The organism is Variovorax sp. MPBD4-3, from assembly GCF_058809745.1.
On the sequence record NZ_JBXASW010000001.1, the window covers coordinates 244,894 to 256,522 of the forward strand.

The window sequence follows — 11,629 nt, forward strand, 5'->3', positions numbered from 1 at the left end:
GCATTCCGTGGACACTGCCCTGCCCGACGCAACCCTGGCGCCTTCCGCGCCCCCGCAGCCCGTTACTTTTGCCGAAGCCTTGCGCTTCTGGCTCAAGCTCGGCTTCATCAGCTTCGGCGGTCCCGCCGGGCAGATCGCGATCATGCACGCCGAGTTGGTCGAGCGCCGCCGCTGGATCAGCGAGAAGCGCTTTCTGCACGCGCTGAACTTCTGCATGCTGCTCCCCGGCCCCGAGGCACAGCAACTTGCCACCTACATCGGCTGGCTGATGCACAGGACCCGCGGCGGCATCGTCGCCGGCGCGCTGTTCGTGCTGCCTTCGCTGTTCATCCTGATCTCGCTGTCGTGGATCTACCTCCGCTTCGGCAACGTGCCCGCGGTGGCCGGCGTCTTCTACGGCATCAAGCCGGCGATCACCGCGCTGGTGCTGCATGCGGCCCATCGCATCGGCAGCCGGGCATTGAAAAACAGATGGATGTGGGGCATCGCCGCCGCGGCCTTCGTGGCGATCTTCGCGTTCGGCACGCCGTTTCCGGCCATCGTGCTGGCGGCCGGGCTGATCGGCTACTTCGGTGCAAAACGGGCGCCCGGCGTCTTCGCGCTGGGCGGCGGGCACGGCGCGGCCCAGCAGAGCTACGGTGCCGCGCTGATCGACGACGACACACCCACCCCGCCTCACGCGCGCTTCTCGCGCTCGCGTCTGTTCAAGGTGCTGGGCGCCGGCCTGGGCCTGTGGCTCGCGGCCATGGGCGTTCTTGTCGCCACCCAGGGGCTGCACGCGACCCTCACGCAGATGGGCTGGTTCTTCACCAAGGCTGCGTTGCTGACCTTCGGCGGCGCCTATGCCGTGCTGCCCTATGTCTACCAGGGCGCCGTCGAGCAGCATCACTGGCTGTCGGGGGCGCAGATGATCGACGGACTGGCCCTGGGCGAGAGCACGCCGGGCCCGCTGATCATGGTCGTGGCATTCGTCGGCTTCGTCGGGGGTTGGCTGCACCGGGTGCTGGGCCCTGATTCGCTCTTGCTCGCGGGTGCGCTGGCCGCCACGGTGGTGACCTTCTTCACCTTCCTGCCCTCATTCGTCTTCATCCTGGCCGGCGGCCCGGCCATCGAGGCAACCCACGGCAAGCTGGGGTTTACCGCGCCGCTGTCCGCCATCACCGCGGCGGTGGTGGGCGTGATCCTGAACCTGGCACTCTTCTTCGCCTATCACGTGCTGTGGCCGCAGGGCTTCGGCGGGCACTTCGACGCAATGTCGGCGGCAATAGCCGTGGCGGCGGCCATTGCCCTGTTCCGGTTCAAGGTCGGGGTGCTGCCGCTGCTGGGTGGCTGCGCGGTGCTGGGGCTGCTGCTTTCGTTGCTGGTCCCGGTCTAGCTGGGGCGAATCGACGGCTTTGCTCCCCCGTGAAATCGCATGGAATGGCCCTGACGAGGTCTTCTCCGACAGTACCAGCGTCGTTTTTCGGCAAAACTTGACAAGTTTTGCTTACAAATGCGACCGATGAACACTCCCTCCGCGATAGACCCCGAAGACTTCGACCGTCTGCTGAGCCGCAACCTCAAGCTCCCCCTGATCGGCGGCATCTTCGGCGCCGTGGTGTTCGTCGCGCTGATCCTGTTCCTGCTCAACACCATCGGCTGGGTCGAGCACACCGACCGCGTGACCCGTGCCGCCAGCGAGCTGCAGCGCCAGAGCATCGACATGGAGACCGGCATGCGCGGCTTCCTGATCACCGGTGACGAGACGTTCCTCGAGCCCTACCAGAGTGCCCTGCCCCGCATGAAGTCCGACACGGCCGCATTGCGCGAATTGGTGTCGGACAACCGCCAGCAGGTCGAGCGCATCGACCGCATCGCGTCCATCCAGGCCACCTGGACCGAATTCGCGCGCAGCCTGATCGCCGCGCGCCGCGCCGGAGAGGACGCCCAGGCCCAGGTGCGGCTGGGCCGCGGGAAGCGGCTGACCGACGACATGCGCGCCGAGTTCACCGCCTTCATCGACACCGAACAGGCGCTGCGCTTCCAGCGCAACAACGACGCCAACCGCACCGCGTGGTGGGTGATCTGCCTGTTCCTGCTGTTCACGCTGACGCTGACCGGGCTGGTGGCCTACTTCGGCCGACGGCAGCTGGTGCGGCTTTCCGACAGCTACGACGTGGTGCTGAAGGAGCAGTCGGCCCACGCCGAACGCCTGTCGCACGAGGCCTGGCTGCGCGGCGCGCAGACCGAGCTGGTGGGCGAACTGGTGGGCGAGCTCAGCGCGCCGGACATGGGCCGCAAGGTCCTGGCGTTCTTCTCGCGTCACCTGGGCACGTCGGTCGGCGCCATGTATGTGCGCGAGCGCCACGGGCCGCTGCGTCGGGCCGCGAGCTACGGCTTCTCCAGCGCGGCCGAGGCCACGCCGCAGGTTTTCTCGCCGACCGAGAGCCTGGTGGGCCAGGCCGCGGCGGAGCGCCGCCGCATGGTGGTCGAGCCGGTGGATGCCGACTACCTGAAGGTCAACTCGGGCCTGGGCGAGATGACGCCCAAGGCCGTGCTGCTGCTGCCGGTGGGCAGCGACGGCATGGTCAACGGCGTGGTCGAACTGGGCCTGCCGGCCCCGCTGGACGAGCGCGGCAGCCAGCTGCTGGACGTGGTGGCCGACGACATCGGCACCTCGCTGGCGGCGGCGCGATACCGCGAGCAATTGCAGGACGTGCTGGCAGAGACCCAGCAGCTCAACGAGGAACTGCAGGTGCAGCAGGAAGAGCTGCGCACCGCCAACGAAGAACTCGAGGAGCAGTCGCGTGCGCTGCGTGCCTCCCAGGCCATGCTGGAGAACCAGCAGGCCGAGCTGGAACAGACCAACAGCCAGCTGTCGGAGCGCACCGAGGCGCTGGACCAGCGCAACACCGCGCTGCGCCGCGTGCAGCGCGACCTGGAGGACCGCGCCGACGAACTGCAGCGCGCGAGCCGCTACAAGTCGGAGTTCCTGGCGAACATGTCGCACGAGCTGCGCACGCCGCTGAACAGCGCGCTCATCCTGGCCAAGCTGCTGGGCGACAACCCGCAGGGCAACCTGACGCAGGAGCAGGTGAAGTTCGCGGAGTCGATCTATTCGTCGGGCAACGACCTGCTGGTGCTGATCAACGACATCCTCGACATCTCGAAGGTGGAGGCCGGCAAGCTCGAAGTGGTGCCGGAAGACGTGTCCCTGCGCCGGCTTGCCGAGAGCCTGGAAACCACCTTCCGCCCGCTGGCGAAGCAGAAGAACCTGAGCTTCCGCCTCGAGATCAAGCCCGATGCGCCAGCCTCGCTGGTGACCGACCGCCAGCGCGTGGAGCAGATCTTGAAGAACCTGCTGTCGAACGCGCTCAAGTTCACCGACCGCGGCGAAGTGGCGCTGGTGGTGTCTGCCGCGGCGGACGGCGGCGCCAGCTTTGCGGTTACCGACTCGGGCATCGGCATCGACCCGCAGCAGCACGAGCTGATCTTCGAAGCCTTCCGCCAGGCCGACGGCACCACCAGCCGGCGCTACGGCGGCACGGGGCTGGGCCTGTCGATCTCGCGCGACCTCACCCATCTGCTGGGCGGCACGCTCGCAGTGCAGAGCCAGCCGGGCCAGGGCAGCACCTTCGTGCTGCAGCTTCCGGCCAGGGCGCCCCAGGCACCGGGTAATGCACCGGGCAATGCATCGGCAGCGCCCTCGGCCGTCTACACGCCCAAGCCGGCGCACGCCCCTGTCGGCCTGGCACCGGCCGCGCCTGCCGTGCCGCTCCCGCCCCATCCGCCCTCCCCGGTACCCGCGCCGCAGTTCGCGGACGACCGCTCGCTGCCGCGCGACCAGGTGCGCCGCGTGCTGGTGATCGAGGACGAGCCGCAGTTCGCGCACATCCTCTACGACCTGGCGCACGAACTCGGCTACCGCTGCCTGGTGGCGCACGGCGCGGCCGACGGCTTCGAGCTGGCCACGCAATTCGTGCCCGACGCCATCCTGCTGGACATGCGCCTGCCCGACAGCACCGGCCTGGACCTGCTGCAACGCCTGAAGGACTCGCCGCACACCCGCCACATCCCGATCCACGTGGTCTCGGCCGCCGACAACGCGCAGGGTGCGGCGCTGCAGATGGGCGCCATCGGCTACGCGCTGAAGCCGACCACGCGCGACGAGCTGATGCGCGTCTTCGGGCGGCTGGAAGACAAGCTCACCCAGAAGGTCAAGGTGGTGCTGCTGGTGGAAGACGACGAGCTGCAGCGCGAAAGCGTGATGCGCCTGATCGAGGACGACGACATCGAGATCGTGGCCGTGGGCTCGGGTGAAGAAGCGCTGGAACTGCTGCGCACCCGTGTCTTCGACTGCATGATCACCGACCTGCGGCTGCCCGACATGCAGGGCAGCGAGCTGCTCAAGGCCATGGCGGCGGAGGAGATCGTGTCGTTCCCGCCGGTCATCGTGTACACCGGGCGCAACCTCACGCGCGACGAGGAAACCGAGCTGCAGCGCTACTCGCGCTCGATCATCATCAAGGGCGCGCGCTCGCCCGAGCGCCTGCTCGACGAGGTGACGCTGTTCCTGCACAAGGTGGAAGCCGAACTGTCTAGCGAGCGCCAGGGCATGCTCAAGACGGCGCGCGGACGCGACCGCATCTTCGAGGGCCGGACCATCCTGCTGGTGGACGACGACGTGCGCAACATCTTCGCGCTGACGAGCGCGCTCGAGCAGCGCGGCGCGGCCGTGGAAATCGGCCGCAACGGCCGCGAGGCGCTTGAAAAACTCGACCAGGTGAGCGAGATCGACCTGGTGCTGATGGACGTGATGATGCCGGAGATGGACGGCCTGGAAGCCACGCGCCGCATGCGTGCCGACCCGCGCTTCGAGAAGATGCCGGTCATCGCCATCACCGCCAAGGCCATGAAGGACGACCGCGAGCAGTGCCTGGCCGCGGGCGCCAACGACTACCTCGCCAAGCCCGTGGACCTGGAACGGTTGTTCTCGCTGCTGCGGGTGTGGATGCCGAAAATGGAGCGCCTGTGACCACTTCACGCCCCGGTTCTCCCGCGACGCCGCTCACGGCGGTCGCGCCGCCGCTGCCGCCCCTGAGCGACACCGAGATCGAGCTGCGCCTGCTGATGGAGGCCATCTACCTCAAGTACAGCTACGACTTCCGCAACTACACCATGGCCTCGCAGAAGCGCCGCGTGCTGCATGCGCTGGAGCAGCTCGGGCTGCCGAGCATCTCGGCGCTGCAGGACCGCGTGCTGCGCGATCCGGTGCTGTTCGGCCGGCTGCTGCAGTTCCTGACCATCCCTGTGAGCGAGATGTTCCGCGACCCGGCGTACTTCCTGGCGCTGCGCCAGCACGTGGTGCCCATCCTGCACACCTACCCCTCGGTCAAGGTCTGGGTGGCGGGCTGCAGCACCGGCGAGGAAGTGTTCTCGCTCGCCATCCTGCTGCGCGAGGAAGGCCTGCTCGAGCGCACGCAGATCTACGCCACCGACATCAACCCGGCCTCGCTGGAGAAGGCGCGCCAGGGCATTTTTCCGCTGGAGGCGATCCGCGGCTACACCACCAACTACCAGCGCGCGGGCGGGCGCAGCGCGTTCTCCGACTACTACACCGCCGCCTACGAGGCCGCGCGCTTCGACCCCTCGCTGTGCGCCGACGTGATCTTCGCCGACCACAGCCTGGCGACCGACAGCGTGTTCGCGGAAACGCAGCTGGTGTCGTGCCGCAACGTGCTCATCTATTTCAACCGTGAGTTGCAGGACCGGGCGCTGGGGTTGTTCCACGAGTCGCTGTCGCACCGCGGATTCCTGGGACTGGGCTCGAAGGAAAGCATCGACTTCTCGGGCTATTCGGAGCGCTTCGAAACACACGCGCGCGCCGAGCGCATCTACCGCAAGGCCTCATGAAAAGGCGGCTTCGCTCGACCAACAAGCGCGTGGAGGCCGTGGTGCTGGGCGCCTCCGCGGGCGGCATCGACGCGCTCAACACCCTGCTGCAGGGCCTGCCCGCAAGCTGGCACCTCCCGATGACGGTGGTGCTGCACCTGCCCGAGGAACACGAAAGCCATCTGGCGGAGATCTTCGCGCAGCGGCTGCCCATTCCGGTGCGCGAGGCGGCCGACAAGATGCCGCTCGCGGCGGGCAGCCTGTACTTCGCGCCGCCGGGCTATCACCTGTCGATCGAGCGCGAGCGCTCCTTTTCGCTGAGCTGCGAGCCGCCCGTGCTGTTCTCGCGGCCGTCCATCGACGTGCTCATGACATCCGCGGCCGATGCCTACGGCCCCGCCCTCGCCGGCTTCCTGCTGACCGGCGCCAACTACGACGGTGCCGAGGGGCTGCACCGCATCCATCTGGCCGGCGGGCTGACCGCCGTACAGGACCCGACAGAAGCTCAGATCCCGACCATGCCCCAAGCCGCCATCGCGCGCCACGCCCCCGACTACGTGCTCCCATTGCGCGAATTGCGAGCCCTGCTTCTGCAACTGGAGTCGGCCCATGAACATTGACATCGAGAGCAAGCTGCTGATCGTCGATGACCTGCCGGAGAACCTGCTGGCGCTGGAGGCGCTCATCCGTGCGCCGGGGCGCGTGGTGTACCGCGCGGCCTCGGCCGAAGCGGCGCTGGCGCTGCTGCTGGAACACGAATTCGCTCTGGCCATCGTCGACGTGCAGATGCCCGGCATGAACGGCTTCGAGCTGGCCGAGCTGATGCGCGGGACCGAGCGCACCCGGCACATTCCCATCATCTTCGTGAGCGCCGCGGGGCGCGAGCTGAACTACGCCTTCCAGGGCTACGAAAGCGGCGCGGTCGACTTCCTGCACAAGCCGCTGGACCCGCACGCGGTGGTCAGCAAGGTCAACGTGTTCGTCGACCTGCACCGCCACCGCAAGGCGCTGCGCCACGAGATGGACCAGCTCGCGGCCGCCCACCACAAGCAGGAAGAGCTGGTGCAGCAGTTGCAGCACACCCAGCGCGAGCTGGAGCGCGCGGTGCGCATGCGCGACGACTTCATGTCGATGGTGTCGCACGAGCTGCGCACGCCGCTGAACACGCTCTACCTCGAGGCCCAGCTGCGCCAGCTGCATCTGTCGAAGGGCAACCTCGCCAACTTCGCGCCCGACAGGCTGCCGGCGATGATCGAGCGCGACCAGCGGCAGATCCGCAACATGGTGCGGCTGATCGACGACATGCTCGACGTGACGCGCATGCGGCGCGATGCCCTTTCCATCCAGACCAAGCCGGTGGACCTGAGCGCGCTCTCCCGCGCGGTGGTCGAGAACCTGCGCCAGCAGGCCGAGGCCGCCGGCTCGGTCATCACGCTGCACGCACCGCCCGAACTGCGCGGCGTGTGGGACGAATTCCGCATCGAACAGGTGCTGACCAACCTGCTGACCAACGCGCTGCGCTACGGCGGCGGCAAGCCGGTGGAGATGACCGTGAGTCTCGAAGGCGACAGCGCCCGGGTGGCGGTGCGCGACCAGGGCATCGGCATCGCGCCGGAGGACCACGCCCGCATCTTCGAGCAGTTCGAACGCACCGACGACAGCCGCCGGCATGCGGCGGGGCTGGGCCTGGGGCTGTACATCACGCGCAAGATCGTGTGCCTGCATGCCGGGCGCATCGGCGTGGAGAGTGCTTCCGGCGAGGGCTCGACTTTCGTGGTCGAACTGCCGCTGCAGATCCCCGAGGCCGCCAGCGCCGCCCCGCAACCGACGTAGGCATGCTCCTACCCCCACGCGCGCGGGCGCCCGCGATACTGATGACCTTGAAAACCCGGAAAGAAACAAAGCTGTGAATGTGCTGATCGTCGACGACAACGAAGCCGCGGCCGACCTGTTGCAGGAACTGCTGACATTGCAGGACCACACGGCGCGCTGCACCTACACAGCCCGACAGGCGCTCGACGCGGCCGCCGCCGAGAGCTTCGATGCCGCGCTGATCGACCTCACGCTGCCCGACTTCCCCGGCACCGAAGTGGCCCGCCAGCTGCGTGCCAATGCGGCCGCCGGCGCGCCGAAGCTGCTGGTGGCGATCTCGGGTTTCTCGGCCAACGACAGCGGCGGCCAGTCGGCCAAGGGCCTGTTCGACCACCACCTGCAAAAGCCGATCGACATAGACAAGCTGGACCGGATTCTGGCGCAGCCGCCCGGCTGAGCACCGTTCAGCGCCGCTTGCCGCGCCTCGTGTAGCTGCGCATGGCCTCGTAGCGATACAGGCGGAAGCCCTCCTTCTGCAAGAAGCTGACCGGCTCCCAGCCGCGGGCCAGCGCGCTGTCGGTGATCTGCGCCATCTGCACGCCGAGGTAGTCCTGCAGGTTGTCGGCCACCGCGAGTTCGAACTTCTCGAGTTCGCCGTCGAGCGCTTCCACCGCCGCAATGGCGGCATCGACGCTGGTGAAGGGGTGCAGCGGCATCGACGTCGAATCGATGGTGCGCACGCGCGGCGGTTGCGGCGGGCTGGGAAGCTCCGGCGCGAAGCTGATGGTGGCCCCGCCTTCCATTCCGATGAGTCCGGTCATTTCATGAACCCGATGTCGCGCGGATAGGCGATGCCGCTCGGCGCCGTCAGGCCGAAGTTCCTGAGGTTGGGCAGGATGGCGTTCAGGTCCGCATCCGGCACGCCGAACCAGCGCGCCAGCGTGGCGGCGTACTGGTCCACCGAAGTGGTCGGCAGCAAACGGCCCTGGCCGACGTGCCACTGGTCTTCGTCGGCGGAGCTGTTGCCCACGCTCACCGGCGGCGGCGTGCCGTACAGGGCCTTGCCTTTCACGGCGCCGCCCATCACGAAATGGTGGCTGCCCCAGCCGTGGTCGGAACCGTTGCCGTTGCTCGACAGCGTGCGGCCGAAGTCCGAGGCGGTGAAGGCCGTCACGTTCTCCGACAGGCTCCATGCATCCATCTGCGCCTGGAACGCGGCCATGGCGCCGGACAGCCGCTCCATCAGCGGGCCCTGCTTGGTGTCGATGTCGTCGTGCAGGTCGAAGCCGCCCATCGACACGAAGAACACCTGGCGCTTCACGCCCAGGGCCGTGCGCCCGCGTATCAGGCGCGCGACCATCTTGAGCTGGTCCGCCAGGTTGGTGTTCGGAAAGCCGGCCAGGTCGTTCATCTGGATGGCGCCAGTGATCTTGCCTTCGGCGTCGGTGGCGCGTTTCGTGACCTTGTTGTATTCGTTCTCCAGCGTATGGCCGCGTGCCTGCTGCGCGATCTGCTGCATGGCCGCCTTGACCGCCGTGGACCCGTAGACGCTGCCGCTGGCACTGCTCACGCTGGCGATGCGCACCGCACCGCCCGTGCCGACCTGGTATTGCTGTGCCTCGTCGCCCGACAGGAACACGGTGTTGCCCGACACCGAGATGCAGGTGAACAGCGACCCCGTCGCGTTCTGCGAAAGCGCGAGGTCGCCGATGTTGCCGCCCCATCCGATGGTCGAGCCTTCGGGGGACGACGACTGCCACACCGACTGCTGGTCGTTGTGCGAGAACAGCTTGGGCGGGATCGGGAAGTCCCTGCGGTTGCCGCTGTTGAACTGCGCGCGCGTGAGCGGCTTGATGAGCGGTCCGACGTTGAGCTGCACCGCCATCCGGCCCTGGTCGAACAGCGTGGCCAGGCCGCTCATCTTCGGGTTCAGCGCGTACTTGCGGCCACCGGCAAGCGGGGTCGTCGGCTTGAGCTCGGTGAGCGCGAGCGCAGCGTCCGAAGGCAGTGCGATGGCGCCGCGAATGCTGCTGTACCTGGCGTAGCTGGCGTCGTCGTAGGCAACGAGGGTGTTGGCGTAGTCGTTGCCGCCGAACAGGAAGATGCAGACCAGTGCCTTGTAGTCATCGCCGGGCGCGCCCTGGGCGGCGGCCTCGCCCATCGCCGCGAGATTGATCGCGAACGGCATCGCGGTGCCGGCCATCGCGAGGTGGCCCGCGCGGCGCAGGAAGGCGCGGCGCGTGTGCTCGGCTGGATTGATCAGGTACATGTGCGGATCGCTCCCGTGTGCTTCATTTCTGGACGAGGTATTCGGGCGAGCCCATCACCAGCAGTACGCCGGCGCAGATGAGGTTGAGCCGCGCGGCGTCGGTGCCGGGGTTCACGAGCGGTGCCTTGGAGAGCGCATCGGTGATGAGCGCCACCGTGCCGGCCGACAGCTGGTTGCCTGCGAGCAGCAGGTTGAGCCGGCGCACCAGCGCGGCGGGGTCGGCGCTCAGCGCCTTCTCGGCCGCGTAGCTGGCCGTCACGTCCTTGCCGTCGAAGCCGTTGAGCAGCTTGTCCTGCATGAAGTTGAGGTAGCCGCCAACGCTGGTCTCGTTGACCAGCTGGAACTCGGGCGCGACCATCTTGTTGCTGGCGATGGCCGTTGCCGGCGGCACGTAGCCCGGCCGGAAGAAGTTGAACACCGAGGGCGAACGCAGCGGGCTCTGGCCCAGGGACCGGCTCGGGTCGGAGGTGTTGTCGATCTTCCAGGTGTCCTTGGACGAGCCGATGCCGAAGGTGCGGCCCCATTGCACGAGCCGCAGCATTGGCTCGCGCAGGCGGCCGAAGTTGGGGTTGGCCAGGCCCGCGGGTTCACGCGCCTCGTCGTCCAGCAGCACGGCGGCAAACACGCTCTTCATGTCGCCGCGAACGCCCGCGCCGTTGTTCGCGAAGGTGTCGGCCACGCGCTTGACGTAGGCCGGGCTGGGGTTGCTCGTCACCAGCCGCTGGATCAACTGCCTGCCGATGAAGGGGGCCACGTTCGGGTGGTTGAAGAGCGTGTCGAGCGCGGTCTTCAGCGCCGCCGGGCCGGGCGTGCCGGCGGGAACCGTGGCGCCGAGGAATCGGGCCTCCAGCATCGAGTGCTTCGCGGATGTGAAGGCCATCGCACGCGTGGTCCAGGCATTGGCCTCGATGACGCCGCCGCCCGGCGTGGTGAAGCTGTTGCGCTCGGCGGGCTTGATGTCAAGGTCGTAGCCGGTGAAGACGCGCGCGAGGTTCGACACGTCGTCCTGCACGTAGGTCTCGATCGGCTGGCCGTCGGCGCCGGTCTTGAGCGTGCCGTCGCCGTTGAGCTGGTACAGGCCGATGGTCATGAGCTGCATGACCTCGCGCGCGTAGTTCTCGTCGGGCTGGCGGCCGGACGCGTCTTCCTTGCGGTTGTCGCGTGTGTTCAGGTAGAAGCCCATCGCGGGGTTCAGCGTGACGTCTTCCAGCAGCTGGCGGAAGTTGCCGGTGACGCCTGCGACCAGCACGTCCCAGTACTGGGCCATCATGTGGACGGGCCAGCTGGAGCCGATCTCGTTGGCCGAGACCACGAAGATCTCGCTGAGCGCCAATGCCATGCGCTTGCGGACCGGATCCGGGGAGACCATCAGCTCGCGCCAGATCATCGGTTCGATGTCGACGCTGCCGTAGGGCCTGCCATTGGTCCAGTCCCACGCGGTGGACGCGCGTGCCGCGCCGAAGCGCTCGCTGAGCCAGGGCAGATAGCCCTTGGCGCGCACATCGGCAATTTCCGCGTCGGAGGCCGAGAACTGCGCCTGCAGAAGGAAGCGCGCCGCTTCTTCGTCGGTCTTGGCCTGGGGGTAGTGATAGGGGCCGGTGTCCGCCGCCGCGTCAGGAGCGGCGCCTGGCGCCCCGCCGCCGATACCGACGAACGGGAGGCTGCTTCCGCCACCAC

Annotated in this window: 9 protein-coding genes; 6 read left to right on the forward strand and 3 right to left on the reverse strand. The window is 68.0% G+C overall.

The window, feature by feature from the left end; genetic code table 11:
- Positions 1-7 precede the first annotated feature (7 nt).
- From chrA to AC1RVW_RS01080, 6 genes are all read left to right on the forward strand, one after another.
- Positions 8-1,375: a chromate efflux transporter gene (gene chrA, locus AC1RVW_RS01055; protein ID WP_493197498.1), complete on the forward strand. Its 1,368-nt coding sequence runs from the start codon at positions 8-10 to the stop codon at positions 1,373-1,375.
- 126 nt (positions 1,376-1,501) lie between these two features.
- A complete protein-coding gene (locus AC1RVW_RS01060) occupies positions 1,502-5,014 on the forward strand; it encodes a response regulator (RefSeq protein ID WP_493197500.1) in 3,513 nt (1,170 codons plus the stop codon).
- Positions 5,011-5,892 (forward strand): CheR family methyltransferase, encoded by an 882-nt coding sequence (locus tag AC1RVW_RS01065; protein ID WP_409195452.1) that lies wholly within the window; start codon positions 5,011-5,013, stop codon positions 5,890-5,892. Before AC1RVW_RS01060 ends, AC1RVW_RS01065 begins: the two co-directional genes overlap by 4 nt.
- Positions 5,889-6,491: a chemotaxis protein CheB gene (locus tag AC1RVW_RS01070; protein ID WP_081270596.1), complete on the forward strand. Its 603-nt coding sequence runs from the start codon at positions 5,889-5,891 to the stop codon at positions 6,489-6,491. The genes AC1RVW_RS01065 and AC1RVW_RS01070 overlap by 4 nt, the downstream gene beginning before the upstream one ends.
- Positions 6,481-7,704 carry a hybrid sensor histidine kinase/response regulator gene (locus AC1RVW_RS01075; RefSeq protein WP_493197503.1) on the forward strand — a complete coding sequence of 408 codons (1,224 nt, stop codon included), beginning with the start codon at positions 6,481-6,483 and terminating at the stop codon, positions 7,702-7,704. The genes AC1RVW_RS01070 and AC1RVW_RS01075 overlap by 11 nt, the downstream gene beginning before the upstream one ends.
- A gap of 73 nt (positions 7,705-7,777) precedes the next feature.
- Entirely contained in the window at positions 7,778-8,140 is a 363-nt protein-coding gene (locus tag AC1RVW_RS01080; protein WP_081270594.1) for a response regulator, read from the forward strand.
- A gap of 7 nt (positions 8,141-8,147) precedes the next feature.
- Here AC1RVW_RS01080 and AC1RVW_RS01085 read toward each other — a convergent pair whose 3' ends face one another.
- From AC1RVW_RS01085 to AC1RVW_RS01095, 3 genes are all read right to left on the reverse strand, one after another.
- Positions 8,148-8,504 carry a hypothetical protein gene (locus AC1RVW_RS01085; RefSeq protein ID WP_106934576.1) on the reverse strand — a complete coding sequence of 119 codons (357 nt, stop codon included), beginning with the start codon at positions 8,502-8,504 and terminating at the stop codon, positions 8,148-8,150.
- Positions 8,501-9,952, reverse strand: a complete 1,452-nt coding sequence (locus AC1RVW_RS01090; protein WP_081270592.1) for a DUF1501 domain-containing protein — start codon at positions 9,950-9,952, stop codon at positions 8,501-8,503. Before AC1RVW_RS01090 ends, AC1RVW_RS01085 begins: the two co-directional genes overlap by 4 nt.
- A gap of 22 nt (positions 9,953-9,974) precedes the next feature.
- Positions 9,975-11,629 (reverse strand): DUF1800 domain-containing protein (locus AC1RVW_RS01095; protein ID WP_493197505.1); only part of this gene is annotated, 1,655 nt, incomplete at its 5' end.

Bases quoted from the DNA above. Each gene is read 5' to 3' on its own strand.
- AC1RVW_RS01060 (WP_493197500.1), top strand. From the start codon at position 1,502: ATGAACACTCCCTCCGCGATAGACCCCGAAGACTTCGACCGTCTGCTG.
- AC1RVW_RS01070 (WP_081270596.1), top strand. From the start codon at position 5,889: ATGAAAAGGCGGCTTCGCTCGACCAACAAGCGCGTGGAGGCCGTGGTG.
- AC1RVW_RS01075 (WP_493197503.1), top strand. From the start codon at position 6,481: ATGAACATTGACATCGAGAGCAAGCTGCTGATCGTCGATGACCTGCCG.
- AC1RVW_RS01085 (WP_106934576.1), bottom strand. From the start codon at position 8,504: ATGACCGGACTCATCGGAATGGAAGGCGGGGCCACCATCAGCTTCGCG.
- AC1RVW_RS01090 (WP_081270592.1), bottom strand. From the start codon at position 9,952: ATGTACCTGATCAATCCAGCCGAGCACACGCGCCGCGCCTTCCTGCGC.